Source organism: Cryptocyanus atlanticus LEGE 06306 (assembly GCF_056633155.1).
In genome coordinates, this window is the sequence record NZ_JBSJOZ010000005.1 from 186,814 (window position 1) to 208,060 (window position 21,247).

Below are 21,247 nucleotides of genomic sequence, written 5' to 3' on the forward strand. Positions count from 1 at the left end.
CCATGGAAGGATGGACGTCCCGCCGGGCGCCGTCCGAGTCCTTGATTCCCCTGCGATCCCCCCAGGACGCCCAGCGCCCCACGGCCATCGCCCTCGGCAGCTTCGACGGTCTGCATCAGGGACATCGCCGGGTGATCGCCGCCGTCGCCACTCCCCCCGACTCGGACCCCGACCCCCACGCCGCCGCGGAACCGGTGCCCACCGTGGTGAGCTTCTGGCCCCACCCGCGGGAGCTGCTCTACGGCGAACCGCGGCTGCGGCTCGACCTGCCGGCCGAGAAACTCGCCCTGCTGGGGCCCTACGGCATCCGCCAGCTGGTGCTGGTGCCCTTCACCCTGGAGCTGGCCGCCCTCAGCCCGGAGGCCTTTGTCGAGCAGGTGCTGGTGGGCCAGCTGCAGGCGCGGCAGGTGGCCGTGGGGGAGAACTTCCGCTTCGGCCAGGGTCGCCGGGGCGACACCGCCTGCCTGCAGGCCTGCGGCGCCCGCCATGGCCTGCGGGTGGATGTGCTGCCCATGCTCTGGGACGGCCCGGAGCGGGTGAGCAGCAGCCGCGTGCGCCGCGCCCTGGCCGCCGGCGCCATCGAGGAGGCGACGCGCCTGCTCGAGCGTCCCTACCGGTTCAGCGGGCGGGTGGTGCGCGGCCGCGGCCTGGGGCGTGACCTGGGCTGGCCCACCGCCAACCTGCAGGTGGATGGCCGCAAGTTTCTGCCCCTGGAGGGGGTCTATGCCGCCCGGGTTCGCCTGACGGGTGCGGAGCCCGGATCGCCCAATCCGCTGGAGAGCGGACCGATGGCGGCGGTGATGAACCTGGGACCCCAGCCCACCGTGGATCCGCTGGCCCCCTCGGCGGTGGAGGTGCATCTGCTCGATCGCCAGATCGAACTGGAGGGCCGGGTGCTGGAGGTGGAGCCGGTGGCCCTGCTGCGGCGCCAGTGCCGCTTCGACGGCCTCGAGGCCCTGGGCGCCCAGATCGGCGCCGATGCCGATCAGGCCCGGCAGCTGCTGGCCGCTCAGCTGGTGGGGTAGGCGTGGGTGAGCCCCCAGCTGATGAAGGCCGCGATCCCCCCCAGCAGCAGAATCCCTGAAATCAGCACCAGCATCGGGCTGTCCCCTCCCCCCGGCCCACCGCCTCCAGGTCCGCCGCCGCCGAAGGCCATTCCGTTTGCCCGGAGTCGGGCTCACCCTACGCAGTTCCAGCCCGTTCGCCCGCTCCCATGGACGCTCCGCCCGTGATCCCCGACACCGAGCCCGCCGTGCGGCGGTTGCTCGATGCCAACCTCGACCGGGCCCGGGAAGGGTTGCGGGTCCTGGAGGACTGGTGCCGCTTCGGCCTGGCCCGCCAGGATCTGGTGGCGCGGCTGCGGGACCGGCGCCAGCGCCTCGGCCAGCACCATCACGACGCCTATAAGGCCGCCCGCGACACCGCCGGTGATGGGGGCACCGGCGTGGGCCATCCCGCCCAGGCGGAGCGGCGGGAGCCGGCCCGCGTCGTGGCCGCCAACGCCGCCCGGGTGCAGGAGGCGCTGCGGGTGCTGGAGGAATTCGGCCGCAGCGGTGATCCCGGCCTGGCCGGCGAGGCCGCCGCCTGCCGCTACGCCCTCTACGACCTGGAGGTGGCGATCCTGCGGGCCACCGCTGCGGCGGGGAGCGGCGGCGACGCCCGTCGGGAGCGGCTGGGGCGGTGCCGGCTCTATCTGATCACCAGCCCATCCCCCCGGCTGGAGGCCACCGTGGCGGCGGCCCTCTCCGCCGGGGTGCGGCTGGTGCAGTACCGCAGCAAGGAGGCCGAGGATGGCCGCCGCTATGCCGAGGCCCTGGCCCTGCGCCACCTCTGCGCCCGCCACGACGCCCTCTTTCTCGTCAACGACCGGGTGGATCTGGCCCTGGCGGTGGATGCCGACGGGGTCCATCTGGGTCAGGGGGATCTGCCCGTGGCCGTGGCCCGCCGGCTGCTGGGTCCCGATCGTCTGATCGGCCGCAGCACCCATCACCCCGACCAGCTGCGCCAGGCCGTGGCCGACGGCTGCGATTACGTCGGCGTCGGCCCGGTCAGCGCCACGCCCACCAAGCCCGGCCGGGAGCCGGTGGGCCTGGAGGTGGTCCGCCAGGCGGGGGCGATCAGCCCGATCCCCTTCTTCGCCATCGGGGGGATCGATGCGGCCAGCCTGCCGGCGGTGCTGGCGGCCGGCGCCCGGGGTGTGGCGGTGGTGCGGGCGATCACCGAGGCCGGGGATCCGGCCGCGGCCAGCCGGGTGCTGCTCGACGCCCTGGGCGAGTGGCCGTGATGGAGCCGTTCCAGCCGGCGCCGTTCCACACCGTGCGGCTCAACGGCGAGGCCCGCGACTGCCCGGCCGGCCTCAGCCTGCTGGAGGGATTGCGGCACTTCGGCTACGAGCCGCGCCTGGTGGTGGTGGAGGTCAACGGAGCGATCCTGGGCCGTCAGGCCTGGGCGGAGCGGCCCCTGGCGGAGGGCGACGTGCTGGAGGTGGTCACCATCGTGGGAGGGGGTTCCTAGATTCGGTCCACTTGCTCCGGGTGACTCGGTGTCCCCTTCCTTCTCCCCTCGCACCCTGGCCCGCTGGCGTCGCCTCTCCCTGCGGGTGCTGCTGCCGCTGCTGTGCGGCGCCATCGTGCTGCTCTCCGTTCCCAACACGGCCTGGGCGGCCCGCGGCGGCCGGATCGGCGGCGGCAGTTTCCGCTCGGCTCCCTCGATGCCCCGCAGCATCGGTGGCGGTGGGGGCGGCTATCGCGGCGGCGGCGGGTTCGGCGGTGGCATGGGCTTCCCCTTCCTGATTCCGATCTTCGGCTTCGGCGGCGGCGGGCTGTTCGGGTTCCTGATCCTGATGACCATCGCCGGGGTGCTGGTCAATGCCCTGCGCGGCGGGGGCGGCGGACCTGCCCTGCCGGCGGGCCGTGGTGGGGGCTCCTATGCCCAGCGTCCCGACGGCCCGGTCACGATCGCCCAGCTCCAGGTGGGGCTGCTGGCCTCCGCCCGCGATCTGCAGAGCGATCTGCGCCGCCTGGCCGCCAGCGCCGACACCTCCAACAACACCGGGCTGCAGCGGGTGCTGCAGGAAACCAGCCTGGCCCTGCTGCGCCACCCCGATCTCTGGGTCTACGCCAATGGGGAACTGGGCCAGGTGCCCTTCCCCAGCGCCGAGTCCACCTTCAACCGGCTGTCGATGACCGAGCGCAGCAAGCTGCGCAGCGAAGTGACCGCCAACGTGGGCGGCCAGCGCTTCCAGGACAGCAGCGCGCCGGTGGGTGATTCCGATGCCACCAGCGATTTCATCGCCGTCACCCTGCTGGTGGCCAGCCGCGGGCGCATTCCGATGAAGACGGTCAACACGGCCGAGGAGCTGCGTGAGGCCCTGCGCCTGATCGCCTCGGTGTCCTCCAGCGAGCTGCTGGCCCTGGAGGTGATCTGGCAGCCCGAGGGGGAAGGGGAGGTGCTCAGCACCGAGGAGCTGCTCACGGCCTATCCCCAGCTGCAGCACCTCTGAGCCCGGAGCGCAGAATGCGCAGCGCGGCCATGGCCGCGCCGTAACCGTTGTCGATGTTGACCACGCTCAGACCCGGAGCGCAACTGGCCAGCATCCCGTGCAGGGCCGCCACCCCACCGGCGCTCACCCCGTAGCCCACCGAGACCGGCACCCCGATCACCGGCTGGCCCAGCAGGCCGGCCAGCACGGTGGGGAGCGCCCCCTCCATGCCGGCGCAGGCGATCAGCACCGAGGCATCCAGCAGCCGCGGCAGTTCCTCCAGCAGCCGGTGCAGCCCCGCCACGCCCACATCCACCACCAGTTCCGCGCTCACCCGGTGGCAGGCCAGGGCCAGCTCGGCCTCCCGGGCCACCCGCAGATCGCTGGTGCCGCCGCAGAGCACCGCCACCCGGCCCAGCGCCGGATCGGCTTCGGGCAGGCCGGTGGCCGTGAGGCAGGCGGCTTCGGGGTGGTAGCGCAGGGGAGCGGCCGGCTCGCCCCCGTTCCCCAGCTGGGAGGCTACCGCCGCCGCTTTCTCGGGGGAGACCCGGGTCACCAGGGCCAGTTCACCGGCCCGGTGGAACCGCCCCACGATGGTGGCGATCTGCTCGGCGCTCTTGTGCTCGCCCCACACCGCCTCCACCATTCCGAGCCGCTCCCGCCGGCCCAGATCGAGGCGGGCGAGGGGATCGCCGGCGGAACCGATCCCGCCGGCACCGGCGCCGCCACCGCTCACAGAACCTCGAGCTCCTCGCTCGAGAGCAGCGGGAAGGGATTGCCGTCCGCGGTGCCGGTGAGCTGACGGGCGGCGGCTTCGAAGCGCTTCTGCATCGGCTCGAGGTCGACGTCCGTGATGGCGTGCCACTGGCGGCGGCTGGCCCAGCGGATCAGCAGCACGCCCTGCTGACGCTGGGGATCCCAGAGCTCCTGGCGGCCCTCGAAACCGGGCTGGCGCCGCAGCCAGGGCTCCCAGCTCTGGCGCTCCGCCCGCAGCCAGGCCTGCTGCTGCCCGGCCGGCACGGCCAGCCGCAGCACCTCCAGCACGGGGCCGCCGCTGGCTTCGGCGGCCGCCGCCGCTCCCGGTTGCAACAGGACCATCAGCAGGACGGCCAGAAGGGCGAGCCTAGGCAGGGTGCCCGGGCCCCGGTGTGGGCGGCTCGTCATGGGGTGGGGCCCCGCTGCAGCAGGGCAACGGCATGGCAGGCGATCCCTTCTTCGCGGCCGGTGGGGCCGAGGCGTTCGTTGGTGGTGGCCTTGACCCCCACCCGCTCGGCGTCCACCCCCAGGCGCGCGGCCAGGGCCGCGCGCATCGCCCCGATGTGGGGTTTGAGCTTGGGGCGCTCCGCCACCACCACCGCATCCACGTTCACCACCGCCCAGCCCCGCTGCCGCACCAGCTCCATCACCCGCTCCAGCAGCCCCAGGCTGTCGGCGCCGCTCCAGCGGGGGTCCTCGGGGGGGAAATGCTGACCGATGTCCCCCAGGCTGAGGGCCCCGAGCAGGGCGTCCATCAGGGCATGGACCAGCACATCGGCATCGCTGTGGCCGTCGAGCCCCAGCCCGCCCGGATGGTCGAGGGCCACGCCGCCCAGGATCAGCGGCCGCCCGCTCACCAACCGGTGGATGTCGTAGCCGTTGCCGATGCGCAGCTCCATGGGCGGGGGTGTGGCGGGGGGAGAGGGGCGGCTGGAGTGGGGCTCCGCGCTCCAGTCTCCCTGCTGCGCCTGCCAGAGCGCGTGGAGGTCGGGGCGGCGCTCGCGGGTGCGGCGCTCCTGCTGCTCGGCCCGCCAGCGTTCGATGGCGCCGTGGTCGCCGCTGCGCAGCACCGCCGGCACCTCCAGGCCGCGGAAGACGGCGGGGCGGGTGTAGTGGGGATGTTCCAGCAGCAGGGCACTGTGGCTCTCCTGTTCCAGGCAGGCGGCCGTCCCCACCGTGCCCGGCAGGAGGCGCACCACGCCGTTGATCACGGTCATGGCCGGCAGCTCACCGCCGGTGAGCACGAAATCGCCGATCGAGACCTCCTCGTCGGCCAGGGGGCGGATCCGCTCGTCGAAACCCTCGTAGTGGCCGCACAGGAGCACCAGCTGGCGGTAGCCGGAGGCCCAGCGCTGCAGATCGGCCTGGCGCAGCGGCCGCCCCTGGGGGCTCATCAGCAGCACCCGCCGCGGCGCCAGCACCGGAACCGCCTCCAGGGCGGCGAAGACCGGCTCGGGCTTGAGCACCATGCCGGCGCCACCGCCGTAGGGCACGTCGTCGACCTTGCGGTAGCGGTCGGTGGCGTGGTCGCGGGGATTGTGGGCGTGCAGGCTGGCGATGCCCGCCGTGAAGGCCCGGCCGATCACCCCGAGGGTGCGCAGGGGCTCGAAGGCCTCCGGGGCCAGGCTCACCACATCGAGGCGCATCACTCAGCCCGCGCCATCCGCCGGCCGGCTGACCCGTCGGATCTCGGAGCAGAAGCTGGCCTGGCCGGGCTGCCCGTCGGCGCCCTGCACCACGCAGCTGCGCAGCCTCAGGTTGGGCTTGGTGAACCAGATCCGCTCCCGCTGCACGCTGGCCTCGCGCTGCACCACCAGCTCCAGGCTGCCGTCGGGCCAGAGCTCCCAGTGGCCGAGGGGCCCGTTGGCGTCGTGCAGGACGCCGTCGGCGCCGAAGCCGAGCCGCTGCGGTGCTCCCTGGGGGGGGGTGACCTCCAGTTCTCCGAGGCTGGCGCTGCCGCCGGCGGAGACCAGGGTCACCTCGAGATCGCCCCGGTCGCTGTCGTGCCAGGCGTCATCGGCTTCGGGAGTGGCCTCGGTCTCCGCCGCAGGGGTGATGGCGAAGCGGCTGCGCAGGGCCATCCAGCGCCCGGCGCAGAGGGCCAGGAAGGCGGGCAGATCCTCGGGGGGAAAGGCGGGGCTGCTGCCGGTCACGGCGGGGTTCAGGCGATGCCCTCCATCCTGCAGCAGGCGGCCCCGGGGCCCGTGGGCATGCCGTTCACTCGCCGCGGTAGCCCAGCTCGGCCAGCCGCGCCGCACTGCGGCGCCAGTTCGGCACCACCTTGACGAACAGCTCCAGGTAGACGGGCCCGTCGAACACCTTCTGCATCTGGGCCCGCGCGCCCGTGCCGATCTCCCTGAGCATGCGGCCCCCCTTGCCGATCAGGATCCCCTTCTGGCTGGAGCGCTCCACCAGCACCGTGGCCAGCACGGCGATGCGGGGGCCGTCCTCGACGATCCGCTCGATCTGGACCGCCACCGAGTGGGGCACCTCCTCGCGGGTGTGGGTGAGGACCTGCTCCCGGATCAGCTCCGCCAGCAGCACCTGCTCGGGCTGATCACTCACCGCATCGGGCGGATAGAGATGGGGGCCCGGTGGCAGCCGCGCCGCGAGGGCCTCCACCAGGGCGTCGCAGCCCGCGCCGGTGCTGGCGCTGCAGGAGAGCAGGGGCCAGTCGCTGCGGCGCTGGCCGGGATCGGCCGGGTCGGCCCGCTGATCGGAGAGCGCCAGCAGCTCCCGGTAGCTGGTCTCCAGGGCCGCCGCGCGCAGCGAATCCACCCGATCGCTCTTGTTGAGCGCCACCAGCACCGGCGCGCGGCTGTGGCGCAGCAGCTCCACGATGAAGCCGTCGCCGCGGCCGGCCGGTTCGCTGCCATCCACCAGCAGCAGCACCACGTCCACCTCCCCGATGGCGCCCCGGGCGCTCTGCACCAGTCGCTCCCCCAGCAGGTGGTGGGGTTTGTGGATGCCGGGCGTGTCGAGCAGCACCAGCTGGGCGGTGGGGGTGGTGAGGATGGCCCGCAGCCGGTTGCGGGTGGTCTGGGCGATGGGGGAGGTGATCGCCACCTTCTCGCCCACCAGTTGGTTGAGCAGGGTGGACTTGCCCACGTTCGGGCGGCCGATCAGGGCCACGAACCCGGAGCGGAAGCCGGGCGGCGATCCCCCTCCCAGCGGAGCGGAGGCGGCGCCGCTGGCGTCGCTGGGGTCGGGGATCTCCACGGGGCCGGGCTGGTCCATAGCCTCAACACTGCCAGTTCCACCGCCTGCGATGGCCTCCTCCCCCCCGGTATCCCCCAGTTTTCCCCAGGCGATGGAGATCAGCACGAGCTGGCTCGCCCTCTGGGAGAGCGGCGAGCTCAGCGATGAGGTGCTGGCTGACCGAGTGGGGGAGCTGGTGGCCAGCCGCGACGGGGCCCGGGGGTTCTTCGTGGTGGCCCTGGCGGGGGAGAGCCCCCTGCTGGACCGGTTGCCCGAGGTGCTCGTGCTCCAACTGCGCCTGGCCGGGGACGGGGTGGTGGACCTGACGGCCCGCAACCTGGCCATGAGCACGGCGATGGCGCTGCAGCACGGCCGGGGCGGCGATGCCGCGCAGCAGGCCCGCTCGGAGCGGGTGCGCCGGCGCTGCACCGAGCTGCTGCGCCTGCTCGAGCCCGGCCAGGTCAAGGGCCGGCTGGAGACGCTGCTGGCCGCCACCGCGGGGAACGGCGAGGACGTGGCCTTCCTGGAGCGCTGGGGCTACGACGCCGAGCAGCGCTCAGCCATCGCCGCGGCGGTGCTGGCGGTGGCCGAGGCCACCGGGGCGTGACGGGAGCAACGCCAAGGCGGAGATGGGCGAGGGTCAACTCTCGGAGGAATGGAACCAGGAACGTGAAGCCAACATTTCCAGCCTGGCCGGCGCCAGCGTCGAAGGACCGACTCTGATGGGGGGCACCGGTCAGCGGCCCATTCAGGTCGAGTCTCAGACAAGTCGGCGTTTCCGACAGGCAAGGCGTTGGGGTGCTGGCGAAGGAGATAGTTGAAACGGCGTTCAACGGTTGCTGTTTGAGTCCCTTAATGGGCCCCTCAATAGGTCCATTCAACGTCGGTGTCTGAGAATGGTTCAACAGTTGCCTTGGCCGGCTCAGGGGCCCCCAGGGTGACGGCTGCCGCGACACTGCCGGCCTTCAGGACCTGAAGCGGCCTGGGCCAGTGGGCGGGGATGCCTGGTATCAGAACCCGTGACATGACGCCTACGGGTCACGGGGCCGCGGCCATCGGGGTGGAGGGGAGCTGGGGCCAGGGCCGAGGCCCTGGTTCCTCGACCTCTCCCGGCCCCATCCCCTGCCCTTCCGGTGAGGGGACATACCCAGCCACCATCGCCTGGAGCAGCCGGGTCACGCCTGCGGGATCACGGTTGGCCAGGGCCCGTTCCATCTGGTGCATCAAGTGCTGGAGCTGGCCGGGATCGAGGCTGCCCTCGCGGGCCTGGCGGATCAGCGGGTGGCGGGTTGGGGCGTCGTCCGGGCTGATCAGCAGCTCCTCGTAGAGCTTCTCCCCCGGGCGCAGCCCGCTGAACTGGATGGAGATATCCCCCGGGGACTCGGGGGTGTCGCGCACCCGCAGGCCGGAGAGCTGAATCATCTGGTGGGCCAGATCAAGGATGCGCACCGGTTCGCCCATGTCGAGCAGGAACACTTCGCCGCCCTGGGCCATCCCCGCCGCCTGCAGCACCAGCTGGGCTGCTTCGGGGATCGTCATGAAGTAGCGGGTCATCTCCGGGTGGGTCACGGTGAGCGGCCCGCCGCCGGCGATCTGCGCGCGGAACCGGGGGATCACCGAACCCGATGAACCCAGCACGTTGCCGAAACGCACCATCGTGCAGATCGGGCCTTCGCCGACGCGGGAGATCTCGAGGGCCGCCGCCTGCACCAGCAGCTCGCAGGCCCGTTTGCTGGCCCCCATCGCGTTGGTGGGGCGCACGGCCTTGTCAGTGGAGATCAGGATGAAGCGCTCGATGCCGGCCCCGAGGGCCGCCGCCAGCACGGAGCGGGTGCCCAGCAGGTTGTTGGCCACCCCGGCGCAGACGTTGAGCTCCACCAGCGGGACATGCTTGTAGGCGGCGGCGTGAAACACCACCGCCACCCCCTCCTGCACCATCAGGTCCTGCAGGACCCGCTGATCGCCCACGTCGGCCAGCACGGGCCGCAGGGAGGGCAGGCTTCCCTGGGCTTGCGCCAGCTGGATCAACTCCTGTTCGATGGAGTAGAGCGCCAGTTCATGGCGCTCCAGCAGCACGAGCCGGCTGGGCTGGAGCCCCATGATCTGGCGGCAGAGCTCACCGCCGATCGATCCTCCCGCCCCGGTCACCAGCACCGATCGTCCGCTCACCGCGGCGCCGAGCAGACCGGCATCGGCCTCGCTGGGTTCCCGGCCCAGCAGGTCTTCGATCGCCACCGGCCGCAGCTCCGAGATCTGGCATTCGCCGCTGGCGAGCTGCCCGAGCGAGGGCACCACCAGCACCTTCAGGCCGAGGAAGGAGAACCGGTCCACCAGGAGCCGACGGCGCCGGCGGGAGGCCTCGGGAATGGCCAGCAGCACCTGGCTGATGCCGTGGCGATCGATCAGCTCCTCAAGGTTGTGGGGGCCATGGATCGGCAGGGTCTGCAGCCGTCGTCCCCAGCAGGAGGGCTCCTCGTCGACGGCGGCCACCAGCCGGAAGCGGGGGTCGTGGCGAAGCTCTTCGAGCAGGCGCAGGGCGGGTTCGCCCACGCCGTAGATCACGGTGGGAAGGCCCTCCGACTGCCGGAACCCCTTCAGCCGCAGGCGGAGCAGATCCCGCAGCAGGATGCGACTGGCGATGGCGCTGCCGGAGAACAGCATCCAGAACAGGATCCAGAAGGAGCGCGGGGGCTGGGGACCGCCCTGGAGTGTGCTGATCAGCAGCAGCAGCAGCACGAACAGGCCCGAGCGGGGCAGCAGGCCGTAGAGGGAGAGGCTGCCGGAATAGCGGGTGAGACTGCGGTACCAGCCACTGGAGGCCAGCACCGTGAGGCCGCAGACCACGGCCCAGGGCAGCAGGGGGAGATGGGGATCGAAAAAGCGGAACGTGTCCCCCTGAACCCGCAGGGCGAAGGCCCCCACGAAGGAGACGGCGATCAGCAGCGCATCGACCAGCAGCAGCAGGCTGCGGCGGATCAGAAAGGCCCGGTTCCGGTCCCTGGCCTCGCCCGGCAACCAGAACGGCGAGGCTTCGCTCGTCGGGGTCGACTGGCTCACTGCTTTAGGGCCGCAGCGGGAGAACGGGAGGTTCGAGGCGGATGGGTTCAGCCCGCCCGGCCGGTGGCCCGGAGCGGCCCATCCAGAGGCAGCCATGGGGCAGCAACGGCCTGAGGCCGGCCAGCCATCGGAGCCGATCCAGCCCCCGGGGAAGCCGCTCCGGCAGGCCGTGCTGAAAATCGGAGGATGTCCGCACCACGGTGTAGGGCTGCGGCTGCCCGGGTCCGGCCGGCAGGAAGCAGGCCCCACGGCCCCCATCGCCGAGCACCGCTTGCGTGAAGGAGTCCAGGGGGAGATGCACGCCGGTGCCGCTGGAGGCGAGGGTGATCCATTTTAGGGAGAACCGCTGGCCTGTCGAGGAGCGGTAATCGGAGGCCTCCCGCACCGTCACCCCCTCCGGCAGCGGGGAGAGGTTCGCTCGTGGCGGCACCCGCCGGTAACCCACACCGCCCAGGTGGAGCTCGGCGGGAAACAGGAAGGGGTTGGCGGGGCCGGGAGGCCGGAACCAGCTCTCCAGGCTGAGCAGCACCGACCAGCCGGCCAGCAGCAGCAGCGCGACCGTGCGGAACAGGGGCATCTCAGGCCCCCCGCTGATGGCGCCAGGTGCACTCGATCACCGCGAGCATCAGCAGGCAGGTGAGCCCCATGGCCACCAGCGAGAAGAGCTGGGAGCCCGCCCCCTGATGCCAGAAGTGAAAACTGCTGAGCTGCTCCATCCAGCCGGGGCCGCTTTCGAGATCCATGAACCCCAGCAGGGCCACCCGCAGGGCATTGATGGTGAAGGCGATCAGCAGGGCCACCCCCGCCAGGGCCAGCAGCGTGGGCCAGGCCAGCAGCGGAATCAGCAGGGCGATCACCACCAGCGCGGCCAGATTGAGGCTCATGCTGTTCACGCCCGTGCAGCTCAGGTCCACCACCAGTTCCTTGCCCGGCATCAGGATCGATGTCCCCATGGCGTTGGCGGGCTGACCCATCAGCCAGAGCAGGAAGGCCGAGCCATGGGCGGTCACCCAGGCCAGGGCCTGGGTGGGCAGGAAGCGGTTGATCAGCACCTGGGCCGGCAGCAGCAGGCCGATCACCGCCAGCTGGCGGGCCAGGGGGCGGCCCGGCCCCACGCCGGCCACCAGGGCGAGCCCCAGCAATCCCGCCAGGGGGACCAGGTGGAGCAGGGGGTCATAGAGACGGGCCGCAACGCTGAGCACCAGCAGGCACCAGACCAGCAGCCCCAGCCCGGCCAGCAGCTGGCCGCGGCTGGGGCTGCCCAGGCCCCGCTGCTGCCGCCAGTCCCAGAGCAGCACCCCGCCTCCCACCCAGGAGAGGGCCGCCATGATCGCGAACGCCGACACTCCGGCCCGGATCAGCAGGGTGAGCTGGGTGCTGACCATCCCGGCCAGCAGGGCCAGCCAGGCCTCAGCTGCCAGGAGCATCGGAATCCTCGTTGGCGGCTTCGGACCGCCGGCTCCGGCGCACCCGTTCCTCCAGGTCGGGATCGGAGCGGGGCCAGAGCAGGCCGGTGAGCAGAAAGAAGCCTCCGTAGGCGAGGGAGGCGAGCCCCAGCCGCGCCGCCTGGTTGGTGAGCCGGCCGGTGAGGTCCGCGCGGCTGCGCAGGTACTGCGCCTGCAGATCGGCCTCGGCGCGCTCCATCAGGGCCAGCGCCGACTCCCGTTGCGCGCCCAGGGGGCGATCGGCGCTGCCCAGGGCGGCGGTGGGGTCCTTCAGCAGGGGGCGGAAGGCGGGCTGCTCGGCCAGCACCGCCCGCAGCCGGGGCACATCGGGGGCGGCCCTCAGGCGGCTCCGGAAGGTGTTCACCAGATTCAGGTTGCCCTGGCGCTGCTGGTCGAGCTGGGCGATGCCGGCGTCCGTCACCTGAACGCTCAGGGCCACGATGGCCCCGGCGATCAGCAGGTAGCCCAGGGCCACCAGGGCGAGCAGGGGACGCAGCCCCAGGGCGAGGCGGCACTCCCACAGGGCCGGCAGGGCCCCATCGGCAAACCCCTGGTAGAGGAACACCAGGGCCACCACCGGCAGGGTGGAGCGCTCCACCAGCTCCCGCAGGCCGTTCAGCAGAAGCTCGCTCTGGCCGAAGGGAAGCGGCAGGAAGGCCGGCAGCGCGCTGAGCACGAACACCAGCAGCAAGGTGTAGGCGGTGATCCGGAGGAAGCTCCGCCCGCGGCGGGCGCCGAAGCCCACTGTGCCGACGCCCTTGGTCATGGCCCGAGCCTACCGACCGCGGATCCGATCACAACCAACCCCTCGGCGAGCCAATACCATGCGGGCTTCCCCACCTGGATCATCCTTCCGGCGCCATGGCGAGCAGCAGCGGCAGCCCAGCTTCCTCGGGTGGCGGGACGGAGCCGATTCCCTACGACCAGGGCCTGCCCAGACCCGGAACCCAGAGCGAGGGTGACGGCTTCAGCATCGCCGCCCTGGTGAAGATCATCCGGCGGCGGCGGCGGCCGTTCGTGATCACGGTGATGGCGATCACCCTGGCGATGGGGGCCCACACGCTCTACCGGCGGATCACCTCTCCCCTCTACGAGGGATCGTTTCTGCTGCTGATTTCCGATCCGATCAACGACCGTCCGGCCAGCAGCGGCTCGGGCAGCGGCGAGGGCAGCACCGCGATCGAATCCCTGGCCCGCAATGATTTCACCAACGACGTACCCACCCTGATCCGGGTGCTCGAGAGCGCGACCGTGCTGGAGCCGGTCTTTGTGGAGCTCACCAAGCAGGGGGTGACGCCGGTGCCCCGCATCGAGGTGAGCCTGGTGCCCGTGAGCGCCGACAAGGCCACCACCATGCTGGCCGGCGGCGTGCTGGCGGTGCGGGGCTTCGGCCCCGATCCCGGCAGTGTTCAACAAGGGCTGCGGCTCACCGGCGAGGCCTACCTCCGCTGGGCGCTCTCCCAGCGGCAGGAGCGCCTGAACGAGGGTCTCAAATTCCTCGACCGTCAGGCCCCGTTGCTGCAGGCCAAGAGCGATGCGCTGCAGGCGGATCTGGAGCAGTTCCGCAAGGACAACAGCCTGGTGGCACCCAACGAGCAGGCCCAGGCGCTGCGATCGAAACTTGATCTGCTCGAGACCCAGCTGAGGGAGCAGCGGGCCGAAGCCACCCGGCTCAAGCAGGTGCGCGCCGATGTGGCCAGCGGCAAGCTCGCCGCGCGGGATTTCAGTGTGGGCTCCAACCGGGGAACCGGAACCTTCGGCCGGGATGGCCTGGCGGCGAACCTGCCCGACCAGTCGCTGCTCGATGAGCTCACCCGGCTGGAGGAGCAGATCGCCCAGGCGCAGTCGTTCTATCAGCCCGATGCGGCTCCCCTGCGCAGCCTGATCGCCGCCCGCGACCAGCTCCGGCCGGAGCTGCAGCGCAAGGAGCTCGAGGCGATGGACGCGGCCCTGCTCCAGAACGCCAATGCCGCCGCCACCACCCGCCGCCAGATCAACGAGCTGGAACGCTCCTTCCAGCTCCAGCCCGCCCTGCTGCGCAGCTACGACGCCATCCAGCAGAAGCTGGACATCGCCGACGCCAATCTGGCCAACTACCTGCGCACCCGGGAGTTGTTCCAGCTGGAGATCGCCCAGCGCAGCACCCCCTGGAAGGTGATCTCCCCGGCCCAGGTGAACCCCACTCCGGTGGAGCCGAGGGTGGGCCGGGGCCTGCTGCAGGGGCTGCTGCTGGGCCTGGTGGCCGGTGCCGCCGTGGCCGTGCTGCGCGATCGGCTGGATCACGTCTTCCACAGCCCGATCGAGGTGCGCGATGAGCTCAGCGATCCCCTGCTGGGTCACATGCCCTACGTGGCCTTCTTCGAGGGATTGCGGCGCAGCAAGCGGTTCCAGCTCGATGAGCTCGATGGGCTTCGAGGCGGCAGCGACGGTTACCAGCGCTTCTACTACCAGGAGGCGATGCGGAACCTGTTCACCAGCCTGCGCTTCCTCAAGACCGACCGGCCGCTGCGCTCGATCGCGATCACCAGCTCCATTCCCGCCGAGGGCAAGAGCCTGCTGATCACCCTGCTGGCCAAGACGCTCTCGGAGCTGGGCCAGCGGGTGCTGGTGGTGGATGCGGACATGCGGCAACCCCAGCTCCACCACCGCCTCGGCCTCGACAACCTGCAGGGGCTCAGCAACCTGCTCACCGAAGACGGCCTGAGCTGGAGGGAGCTGGTCCATCCCGTGGAGGGCTATCCCAACTGGAGCGTGCTCACGGCGGGCCGGCGCCCGCCGGATCCGCCACGGCTGCTCAGCTCCGCCCGCATGGGCGAGCTGGTGAAGGACCTGGCCGGCTGCGGCCAGTTCGACATCGTGCTCTACGACACCCCGCCGGCCCTGGGCCTGGCCGACGCGATCCTGGTGGCCGAGCAGCTGGAGGGGATCATCCTGCTGGTGAGCCTCAACAAGGTGGACCGTTCCCTGCCAGCCGAGACCGCCAACCGGATCCGGGCTGCCGGGGCGCCCTTGCTGGGGGTGGTCACCAATGCCCACCGGCCCAAGGGCGAGAAGAGCGGCGCCTACGGCTACGACAACGGCTACAGCCGCTGGAGCTACTCGGGCTACGGCTACGGCGCCTATGACCCCGGCACCACCTATGCCCACTATGAGGTGGCCAGCCGCGACGGCGGTTCCGAGGATTCAGTTCCCGGCAACGCCGTCAGCCACAGTCGTGGCCCGGGCCTGGTGCCGAGCGCCAAACGGCTCAAGAGCCTGCAGGCCCGGATCGGCCGCTGGCTGGATGGTTGAGCGTCGCGCCCCGGGGACGGCGTTGCCCAGGCACTGGGCTTGCTACTTTATGGGGGACTGAGGGGCCTCCCGGCTTGATGATCACCAGCCCCCGAAGGTCCTAACGGCCGTGCTCCCCTTAATCGCTTCGCCCGCCTTGCGGCGGTGCAACCCTCTGGTTCGCCTGGCCGTTGGTGGGGCCGTGGCCGTCTCCGCCTCCCTGGCCCTGCCGGATCCGGCCCAGGCCGTCAGCTATGTCAACGGCTTTCAGGGCCCCTTCGCACCGGCGAACTGGACGCAGGATCTGAATGGCGGCACGATCAACACCGGTGGAGCACCTGGCTCAATCTCCTTGACGAGTGCCAACAACGGCGTGCCGGCCAATACAGACTTTTCCACTACAATCACCGCTACGGGAGAAATCTCGTTCAACTGGTCCTACATCTCATCGGATAACGTTCCAAATAGCAATAATGACGGCCCATTCTTCGATCCGTTTGGTTATACGTTAGATGGGGATTTCACGCAGCTATCCCCCAATGTTCAAGGAAATTTTTGTAGGGGCACGCCTGCTTCGCCCGCTTGCACGGGCAGTGTCACCATCAATGTGACTGAGGGCCAAGTGTTCGGATTCAGTCAGCGGACTACTGATGGCCAGTTCGGCCCCGCCACGACCACCATCACCAACTTCCGGGCCCCCGTGCCCGGCCCCCTCTCCGCCCTGGCGGTGCTGCCCCTGGCCGGCATGGCCGCCTACCGGCGGCGATTCCAGGGGCGCTTCAAGCTGGACTGACGGCCGCTTCGACTCCGGTGTCCTGGACGACACCGGGGCCGGCGCCGGTTGCCCCTTGCCTCCGGGCTGATTATCCTTTCGGCGTCTTCTGATGCCGCCGCCCTGAGATCCAGGCCACCGGGCTCCAGCACCGTGCACGGTGCCTCCACTTCACCCTCTCTGGGGATTCGCCAGGCTCTGAAGGTGAAGGGTCTTGGATTGGCTTGTGCCGCGGCGATGCTGGCGGTGGCGGCCGGGGCTCCGCCTGCCGCCCAGGCCGTCACCTTCGTCGACGGATTCCAGGGCCCGTTCGCTCCGGCGAACTGGACGCAGGATCTGAACGGCGGCACGATCAACACCAGCAATGCCCCAGACCGGGTCATCCTGACGGGAGCCGACGATGATGTTCCGGCCTCGACGGACTTCACCATCACCTCCAGCGCATCGGGAACCGTTTCGTTCGACTGGCGCTTCAGGTCCTTTGATGTCGATCCAGATGGAGGACCCGATGGCCCTGCATTTGATCCATTCGGTTATACGGTGAACGGCACCTTCTTCCAGCTCTCCGATGATGCGGGTCCGCTGATTCAGACCGGCACGGTGTCCTTTGAGGTGAATGCTGGCGATGAGTTCGGCTTCAGTCAGCAGACCGTGGACGGGCAATTCGGATTCGCCCGTACCCGAATCACCAACTTCCGGGCCCCCGTGCCCGGTCCCCTCTCCGCCCTGGCGGTGCTGCCCCTGGCCGGCATGGCCGCCTACCGGCGCCGGTTCCATGGCTGGATCCGGCTGGATTGAGCCTCAGGCGTCATCGGCAGCCCCGGCCCCCAGGGCGATCGCCAGCCCCCAGAGGGGCAGCAGCGCCAGGGCCAGGCCGAGAGAGATCTGCAGCCGCCCGGCGGCCACCAGCGCCGCCAGGGGCGTGAGCCAGAGCAGGTTGATCGCCAGCACCGCCAGACTCACGGGCCGGTGGCTGCCCCAGCGGCGGGCCGCCCGCTGGTAGGCGTGGCTGCGGTGCGCCTGCCAGGGCCGCTGCCGCTGCCCGAGGCGCCGCAGCAGCGTCCAGGTGGCATCCACCAGGAACACCCCCGCCAGGATCAGCCAGCTCCAGCCCAGCCGGGGCGACAGATGGGTGGCCTGCAGGGTCAGCAGAGCCAGCGTGAAGCCCAGAAAGCCGCTGCCGGCATCCCCCATGAACAGCCGGGCCGGCGGCCAGTTCCAGAGCAGGAATCCCGCCACAGCCGCCGCCAGCAGCAGGGGCAGCACGGCCGGCAGGGTGGGCCCGGCCACCCCGCTGCCGGTGGCGATCAGCAGCCCCGCCCCCACCCCCGCCACACTGATCGCCTCCAGGCTGGCGATCGCATCAAGGCCGTCCATGAAGTTGAACAGGTTCACCATCCAGGCCAGGTACCCGAACGCCAGCACCTGAACCAGCCCCCCTGGCCCCAGGGCCGCCCCGCCGATCCAGCCCAGCCCCCACAGGGCGGCGCCGAGGTGGGCCAGGAGGCGCCACTGGGGGGCGAGATGGCGGTGATCATCCAGCCAGCCCACCAGGGCCACCAGCGCTCCGCCCCCCAGCAGGCCCCAGCCCAGCCTGGGTTCCACCACTCCGGTGAGCATCAGTGGCGGCAGCGTCGCCAGCCCCACGATCACGAACGCCAGTCCTCCGCCCCGGGGGGTGGGGGTGGCATGGGAGCTGCGGGCATTGGGCCGATCCAGCAGGTCCTGGTTCAGGGCATAGCGGCGCAGCCGGCCGCTCAGCCCCCAGGAGAGCAGGGCGGCGGCGGCCAGCGCCAGGGTGAGGGGCAGGGGGCCGATCAAGGCTCGGCCCCCGGGGCTCCTTCTGGGGCGGAGCAGGGCCGGAACGGGCGCGGCGGTCGCCCCAGCACCTCCCCGGCCGGGGTGAAGCCGGCCAGATCGGCGCTGATCCGCAGCACCGCTTCGAAGTGCTTCGGGGAGAGCAGCAGCAGGGGGGCCGCCAGGGCCTGGAACAGGCGGGTGGGAATGGGCAGCAGTCGGCAACGGCGGGCCGCCGGGTCACCGGCCTGCAGGCGGCGCAGCATCTCCAGGTAGGGGAGCGTCTCATCGCCCCCCAGCGGCAGCAGCCCGCCACCGGGCTCGCCCCCGGCCCCCCCGGCCAGCAGCCGGCGGGCCTGATCGAGCGCCACCGCGGCCAGCTCGGTGGCCGCGATCGGCTGGCGCAGTCCGCTGGGATCGGGCAGGGGCAGCAGGGGCAGCCGGCGCAGCAGCGAGCGCAGGCGCTCCAGGTTGCGGTCGCGGGCCTGGCCCAGGCGGCCATGGATCAGGGTGGGGGCCAGGATCCGGCAGGGCACGGCCCGCTGGCGGCAGCGCTCCAGCAGCAGCTCCTGGGCTGTCCGCAGCCGCGCCACCAGCTCCCGGTCGAAGCGATTGGCGGCGAAGCGCTTGGTGATCACGCTCGAGGAGGAGCAGGCCACCACGGCCCGCAGCCGCTCGATCACCGCCGGCTGCTGGTGGGCGAGGGCATCGAGGAAGGGCGCCAGCTGCCAGAGGTGGGCGAAGCCGATCCAGACCTGGGGACCGGGCGGGAGGGCAGCGGCGGCCTGCTCCAGGGCCGCCGCGCCCAGGTCAGTGAGATCGCAGCGGTGCCAGCTGGCGCCGGGAGGAGCCGGCAGCGGGTGGCGGGAGAGCAGCCGCAGGGCCATCCCTGCGGGCCGCTGCCCGATCAGGGCCTGGCCGCAGAGGCTGGAGCCGCCGAACAGCACCAGGGCCGGGGCGGGCGCGGCGGGGGGGACGGACGGGCTGGCGGTGCTCACCGAACGGGCATCGGAGGATGGGGCCATCGCCGGATCAGCCCAGCAGACTCAGTCCCCGCTGGAGATAGCGCAGCAGGAACGGTAACCACCACAGGGCGCCGAAGGCCCGACGGTAGGCCCAGCGCACCTCCCGGAGCCGGCGCCGGTGCTGCAGTCCGCTGATCCCCCCCTCCCCCATCTGCACCAGCTCCAGGGGGCTCCGCCGCACCCGCAGCTGGGGCGCCCGGGAGAGCTGCAGGAAGTAGTCGAGGTCGGCGGCGAGCCGGAAGCCCGGATCGAACCGGGCCAGCACCGCCCGGGCACCCGGGCCGATCAGGCTGGCCTGGTGGGGTGGGCTGGAGCCCAGGAGCAGCGAGAGGCGATAGCTCCCCAGCCAGCGGAAGGCGGTGGGGCGGCCGGGCCTGGGCTCCTGCAGGCTGCCGGGCTCCAGGCGCCGATAGCGGCCGCGGCAGACCAGCAGATCGCCGTCGGGGCCCTCGCGGAGGGCGGCGGCCGCCTGCTCGAGCACCGTGGGGGCCGTGGCCCAGTCGTCGCTGCCCCAGAACAGCAGCCAGTCGGCCGGAGCGGCGGCGGCGAGGCCCTGGTTCATCGCCCCGAAGATGCCGGCGGCGGCGGGATTCTGGGGCCGCCAGCGGAAGCGTCCGTCGCCGTTGCAGAGGTCCTCGAGGTAGGCGCGGTGGTCTGGCCCACTCGGTCCGTCGATGAACAGCACCCGCCAGTGGGGCCAGCTCTGCTGCCGCAGTGAGGTCACCAGCCGGGGCAGCAGATCCGAGGAATCGAGGGTGGGGACGATCAGCAGGATCGGCGGGGCCCCTTCCGGCTCGCCGCTCAACGCCATCCCACCACCGCCGCTGGATTGCCGGCCACGATCGCGCCGGGCGCGATCGAACCGGAGGCCACGGCGCCGATCGACACCACTGCGGAGGCCCCCACCCGGGTGCCCGGGGCCAGCACCGTGTGGGCGCAGATCCAGGCATCGGAGCCGATCCGGATCGGGCCCAGCCGCAGGGCGAAGCCGGGGGAGCGGTAGTTGTGGTTGCCGGTGCAGAGATAGGCCCCCTGGGAGAGGCAGACCCGATCGCCGAGCACCACCGGGGCCGGGTTGTCGATCCAGGCGGCCTCCCCCAGCCAGCAGTGGTCGCCCACCACCAGCCGCCAGGGATATTTCACCCGGAAGCGGGGCCGGCAGGTTCCGCCGGCACCCAGCCGCGCCCCGAACAGGGACAGCAGGCTGCGGCGCCAGCGATCGCCGGGCAGGGCGCTGGCCACCAGGGGCTGGGCCAGGCAGGCCCAGAGGGCCTGGACCGGCCGCGGGACCCCCGGACTCCACTCCGCCGGCAGGCGGTAGGCGGCGAGATCCTGCCTCGGGCGGCTCCTACCCATTCGAGTGCTTCAGCAGGGTTTTGAGCACGGCGCCCTTGGCGGCGTGGAAGAGCCGGGGGGCCCGGGCCTCGGCCAGCCGCAGCAGCCGCTGGCGCCGGCGGGCCTGGTCCTTGGGCCGGTGGATCAGGGCCTGGCCGAGGTCATCGCAGCGCAGGTGCCGCTTCTGGAACTGCAGCACCAGGAAATCGTGCCGGGCGGGGATGGCGTGGAAGGTGATCGAGGAGCGGCTGCCGGTGTTCTCCGATGCGCTCTGCAGCGAGCCGTGGATGGTGCGGGAGTTCCAGATCAGCAGGTCTCCGGCCCGCAGGCAGGGGGCCGCCACCCTGAGCTGATGGGTCCGGATCGCCTGCACCACCAGATCGATGTAGTCCTGATGGTGATCGACCACATTGATGCTGGAATCCTGCTGGGCGATCGGGATCCGGTGGGAGCCGGGGCAGACGAAGAACCGGCCGGCTCCGGCCTGAATGTCCTCCAGGGCGATCCAGCCGGCGCACATGGCGCCGGAGTGCTCGGAATCGAGGTAGTAGGTGTCCTGATGCTCCCAGGTGGCGGCATTCCCCTCGAAATACATCGATTGCACGATCTTCGGTTTATCCCCCAGGAGTGCGGCCACGCCGGACATGATGGCGCTGTTGTTGAAGATCAGTTGCTCGGCATCGCCCCGCAACTGCGGAAAGCAGCCCGGATCGAGGCTCTGCAGGTTCAGCACCGGATTGAGCACCCAACCTTCCGGTGTGAAGGTGTTCACTTCCAGCCTGGCGGTGGTCTGCCGGTAGATCTTGCCGCCGAAGGGTTTCACCTCCTGGTCCCAATCCGCGCGAAGCCGATCGCACTCCGCCGGGTTCAGCGCGCTGCTGAGGATCACATAGCCCTGCTCGTGGTAGGCCTCCAGAGCTGCCTGATCGATCGTGCTGAAACGCCTGGAAGGATCTTCTTCGAGCGTTTCCGGCACGGTGACGGGGAGATGGTTGCGCGTGAAGGCGGCTAACATCGATTGGGGCGGGGTGTGAAGGATGGCCAGGCTGCCGCGATGCCGGATTCGGTCCTGCAGATCAGCGGGGTGCCGATCCGGTGGGGGCGGAATCGG

At 71.4% G+C, this 21,247-nt stretch carries 23 protein-coding genes; 8 read left to right on the plus strand and 15 right to left on the minus strand.

Going from position 1 to position 21,247, the window contains the following annotated elements:
* Positions 1-41 precede the first annotated feature (41 nt).
* Positions 42-1,025 carry a bifunctional riboflavin kinase/FAD synthetase gene (locus ACWJI7_RS07860; protein WP_479936818.1) on the plus strand — a complete coding sequence of 328 codons (984 nt, stop codon included), beginning with the start codon at positions 42-44 and terminating at the stop codon, positions 1,023-1,025.
* On the opposite strand, the gene ACWJI7_RS07865 is transcribed toward ACWJI7_RS07860, so the two are convergent.
* The gene (locus ACWJI7_RS07865) at positions 1,010-1,156 is read right to left on the minus strand and encodes a hypothetical protein (protein WP_479936820.1); all 147 of its coding nucleotides are present in this window, start codon (positions 1,154-1,156) and stop codon (positions 1,010-1,012) included. The genes ACWJI7_RS07860 and ACWJI7_RS07865 overlap by 16 nt on opposite strands.
* Before the next feature lie 57 nt (positions 1,157-1,213).
* On the opposite strand from ACWJI7_RS07865, the gene ACWJI7_RS07870 reads away from it, so the two are divergent.
* The 3 genes from ACWJI7_RS07870 to ACWJI7_RS07880 are packed head-to-tail and all read left to right on the plus strand — an operon-like array spanning position 1,214 to position 3,502.
* The gene (locus tag ACWJI7_RS07870; RefSeq protein WP_479936822.1) at positions 1,214-2,284 is read left to right on the plus strand and encodes a thiamine phosphate synthase; all 1,071 of its coding nucleotides are present in this window, start codon (positions 1,214-1,216) and stop codon (positions 2,282-2,284) included.
* Positions 2,284-2,514 carry a sulfur carrier protein ThiS gene (gene thiS / locus ACWJI7_RS07875; protein WP_479936824.1) on the plus strand — a complete coding sequence of 77 codons (231 nt, stop codon included), beginning with the start codon at positions 2,284-2,286 and terminating at the stop codon, positions 2,512-2,514. Before ACWJI7_RS07870 ends, thiS begins: the two co-directional genes overlap by 1 nt.
* A 28-nt stretch (positions 2,515-2,542) precedes the next feature.
* Positions 2,543-3,502 (plus strand): DUF1517 domain-containing protein, encoded by a 960-nt coding sequence (locus ACWJI7_RS07880; protein ID WP_479936826.1) that lies wholly within the window; start codon positions 2,543-2,545, stop codon positions 3,500-3,502.
* Here the strand turns inward: ACWJI7_RS07880 and larB are convergent.
* The 5 genes from larB to era form a co-directional block, all read right to left on the minus strand.
* Positions 3,471-4,217 carry a nickel pincer cofactor biosynthesis protein LarB gene (gene larB / locus ACWJI7_RS07885; protein WP_479936828.1) on the minus strand — a complete coding sequence of 249 codons (747 nt, stop codon included), beginning with the start codon at positions 4,215-4,217 and terminating at the stop codon, positions 3,471-3,473. The two genes, ACWJI7_RS07880 and larB, sit on opposite strands and share 32 nt — an antisense overlap.
* Positions 4,214-4,645 carry a TIGR03792 family protein gene (locus ACWJI7_RS07890; protein ID WP_479936830.1) on the minus strand — a complete coding sequence of 144 codons (432 nt, stop codon included), beginning with the start codon at positions 4,643-4,645 and terminating at the stop codon, positions 4,214-4,216. Before ACWJI7_RS07890 ends, larB begins: the two co-directional genes overlap by 4 nt.
* Positions 4,642-5,883, minus strand: a complete 1,242-nt coding sequence (gene trmD, locus ACWJI7_RS07895; RefSeq protein WP_479936832.1) for a tRNA (guanosine(37)-N1)-methyltransferase TrmD — start codon at positions 5,881-5,883, stop codon at positions 4,642-4,644. Before trmD ends, ACWJI7_RS07890 begins: the two co-directional genes overlap by 4 nt.
* Positions 5,884-5,886: 3 nt before the next feature.
* Positions 5,887-6,390 (minus strand): phycobiliprotein lyase, encoded by a 504-nt coding sequence (locus tag ACWJI7_RS07900; protein WP_479936834.1) that lies wholly within the window; start codon positions 6,388-6,390, stop codon positions 5,887-5,889.
* A 64-nt stretch (positions 6,391-6,454) separates the two neighbouring features.
* The gene (era, locus tag ACWJI7_RS07905; RefSeq protein WP_479936836.1) at positions 6,455-7,474 is read right to left on the minus strand and encodes a GTPase Era; all 1,020 of its coding nucleotides are present in this window, start codon (positions 7,472-7,474) and stop codon (positions 6,455-6,457) included.
* Between the two features lie 31 nt (positions 7,475-7,505).
* Here era and ACWJI7_RS07910 point away from each other — a divergent pair, with 31 nt between their 5' ends.
* Positions 7,506-8,042, plus strand: a complete 537-nt coding sequence (locus ACWJI7_RS07910) for a hypothetical protein (RefSeq protein ID WP_479936838.1) — start codon at positions 7,506-7,508, stop codon at positions 8,040-8,042.
* 431 nt (positions 8,043-8,473) lie between these two features.
* Here ACWJI7_RS07910 and ACWJI7_RS07915 read toward each other — a convergent pair whose 3' ends face one another.
* The 4 genes from ACWJI7_RS07915 to ACWJI7_RS07930 are packed head-to-tail and all read right to left on the minus strand — an operon-like array spanning position 8,474 to position 12,703.
* A complete protein-coding gene (locus tag ACWJI7_RS07915; RefSeq protein WP_479936840.1) occupies positions 8,474-10,492 on the minus strand; it encodes a polysaccharide biosynthesis protein in 2,019 nt (672 codons plus the stop codon).
* 4 nt (positions 10,493-10,496) lie between these two features.
* Positions 10,497-11,069 carry a hypothetical protein gene (locus tag ACWJI7_RS07920; protein WP_479936842.1) on the minus strand — a complete coding sequence of 191 codons (573 nt, stop codon included), beginning with the start codon at positions 11,067-11,069 and terminating at the stop codon, positions 10,497-10,499.
* Position 11,070: 1 nt separating this feature from the next.
* Entirely contained in the window at positions 11,071-11,919 is an 849-nt protein-coding gene (locus ACWJI7_RS07925; protein ID WP_479936844.1) for an archaeosortase/exosortase family protein, read from the minus strand.
* Entirely contained in the window at positions 11,903-12,703 is an 801-nt protein-coding gene (locus ACWJI7_RS07930) for a hypothetical protein (RefSeq protein ID WP_479936845.1), read from the minus strand. The genes ACWJI7_RS07925 and ACWJI7_RS07930 overlap by 17 nt, the downstream gene beginning before the upstream one ends.
* 95 nt (positions 12,704-12,798) lie before the next feature.
* Between ACWJI7_RS07930 and ACWJI7_RS07935 the strand changes: the two genes are divergently transcribed.
* The 3 genes from ACWJI7_RS07935 (at position 12,799) to ACWJI7_RS07945 (ending at position 16,777) form a co-directional block, all read left to right on the plus strand.
* Positions 12,799-15,228, plus strand: coding sequence for a polysaccharide biosynthesis tyrosine autokinase (locus tag ACWJI7_RS07935; protein WP_479936847.1), 2,430 nt, complete (start codon positions 12,799-12,801; stop codon positions 15,226-15,228).
* 181 nt (positions 15,229-15,409) lie between these two features.
* Positions 15,410-16,000 (plus strand): hypothetical protein, encoded by a 591-nt coding sequence (locus ACWJI7_RS07940; protein WP_479936849.1) that lies wholly within the window; start codon positions 15,410-15,412, stop codon positions 15,998-16,000.
* 183 nt (positions 16,001-16,183) lie between these two features.
* Positions 16,184-16,777 (plus strand): hypothetical protein, encoded by a 594-nt coding sequence (locus tag ACWJI7_RS07945; RefSeq protein ID WP_479936851.1) that lies wholly within the window; start codon positions 16,184-16,186, stop codon positions 16,775-16,777.
* 3 nt (positions 16,778-16,780) lie between these two features.
* On the opposite strand, the gene ACWJI7_RS07950 is transcribed toward ACWJI7_RS07945, so the two are convergent.
* Genes ACWJI7_RS07950 through ACWJI7_RS07970 form a run of 5 tightly spaced genes read right to left on the minus strand, consistent with a single transcriptional unit; the run spans position 16,781 to position 21,151 of the window.
* The gene (locus tag ACWJI7_RS07950) at positions 16,781-17,800 is read right to left on the minus strand and encodes an MraY family glycosyltransferase (RefSeq protein ID WP_479936853.1); all 1,020 of its coding nucleotides are present in this window, start codon (positions 17,798-17,800) and stop codon (positions 16,781-16,783) included.
* The gene (locus tag ACWJI7_RS07955; protein ID WP_479936855.1) at positions 17,797-18,801 is read right to left on the minus strand and encodes a hypothetical protein; all 1,005 of its coding nucleotides are present in this window, start codon (positions 18,799-18,801) and stop codon (positions 17,797-17,799) included. Before ACWJI7_RS07955 ends, ACWJI7_RS07950 begins: the two co-directional genes overlap by 4 nt.
* A gap of 7 nt (positions 18,802-18,808) precedes the next feature.
* Positions 18,809-19,612, minus strand: coding sequence for a glycosyltransferase (locus tag ACWJI7_RS07960; protein WP_479936857.1), 804 nt, complete (start codon positions 19,610-19,612; stop codon positions 18,809-18,811).
* Positions 19,603-20,157, minus strand: a complete 555-nt coding sequence (locus ACWJI7_RS07965) for an LbetaH domain-containing protein (protein ID WP_479936859.1) — start codon at positions 20,155-20,157, stop codon at positions 19,603-19,605. Before ACWJI7_RS07965 ends, ACWJI7_RS07960 begins: the two co-directional genes overlap by 10 nt.
* Positions 20,150-21,151: a phytanoyl-CoA dioxygenase family protein gene (locus tag ACWJI7_RS07970; protein WP_479936861.1), complete on the minus strand. Its 1,002-nt coding sequence runs from the start codon at positions 21,149-21,151 to the stop codon at positions 20,150-20,152. The genes ACWJI7_RS07965 and ACWJI7_RS07970 overlap by 8 nt, the downstream gene beginning before the upstream one ends.
* Between the last annotated feature and the right edge of the window lie 96 nt (positions 21,152-21,247).

Bases quoted from the DNA above. Each gene is read 5' to 3' on its own strand.
- ACWJI7_RS07865 (WP_479936820.1), bottom strand. From the start codon at position 1,156: ATGGCCTTCGGCGGCGGCGGACCTGGAGGCGGTGGGCCGGGGGGAGGG.
- ACWJI7_RS07870 (WP_479936822.1), top strand. From the start codon at position 1,214: ATGGACGCTCCGCCCGTGATCCCCGACACCGAGCCCGCCGTGCGGCGG.
- thiS (WP_479936824.1), top strand. From the start codon at position 2,284: ATGGAGCCGTTCCAGCCGGCGCCGTTCCACACCGTGCGGCTCAACGGC.
- ACWJI7_RS07890 (WP_479936830.1), bottom strand. From the start codon at position 4,645: ATGACGAGCCGCCCACACCGGGGCCCGGGCACCCTGCCTAGGCTCGCC.
- trmD (WP_479936832.1), bottom strand. From the start codon at position 5,883: ATGCGCCTCGATGTGGTGAGCCTGGCCCCGGAGGCCTTCGAGCCCCTG.
- era (WP_479936836.1), bottom strand. From the start codon at position 7,474: ATGGACCAGCCCGGCCCCGTGGAGATCCCCGACCCCAGCGACGCCAGC.
- ACWJI7_RS07910 (WP_479936838.1), top strand. From the start codon at position 7,506: ATGGCCTCCTCCCCCCCGGTATCCCCCAGTTTTCCCCAGGCGATGGAG.
- ACWJI7_RS07920 (WP_479936842.1), bottom strand. From the start codon at position 11,069: ATGCCCCTGTTCCGCACGGTCGCGCTGCTGCTGCTGGCCGGCTGGTCG.
- ACWJI7_RS07925 (WP_479936844.1), bottom strand. From the start codon at position 11,919: ATGCTCCTGGCAGCTGAGGCCTGGCTGGCCCTGCTGGCCGGGATGGTC.
- ACWJI7_RS07930 (WP_479936845.1), bottom strand. From the start codon at position 12,703: ATGACCAAGGGCGTCGGCACAGTGGGCTTCGGCGCCCGCCGCGGGCGG.
- ACWJI7_RS07935 (WP_479936847.1), top strand. From the start codon at position 12,799: ATGGCGAGCAGCAGCGGCAGCCCAGCTTCCTCGGGTGGCGGGACGGAG.
- ACWJI7_RS07955 (WP_479936855.1), bottom strand. From the start codon at position 18,801: ATGGCCCCATCCTCCGATGCCCGTTCGGTGAGCACCGCCAGCCCGTCC.
- ACWJI7_RS07960 (WP_479936857.1), bottom strand. From the start codon at position 19,612: ATGGCGTTGAGCGGCGAGCCGGAAGGGGCCCCGCCGATCCTGCTGATC.
- ACWJI7_RS07965 (WP_479936859.1), bottom strand. From the start codon at position 20,157: ATGGGTAGGAGCCGCCCGAGGCAGGATCTCGCCGCCTACCGCCTGCCG.
- ACWJI7_RS07970 (WP_479936861.1), bottom strand. From the start codon at position 21,151: ATGTTAGCCGCCTTCACGCGCAACCATCTCCCCGTCACCGTGCCGGAA.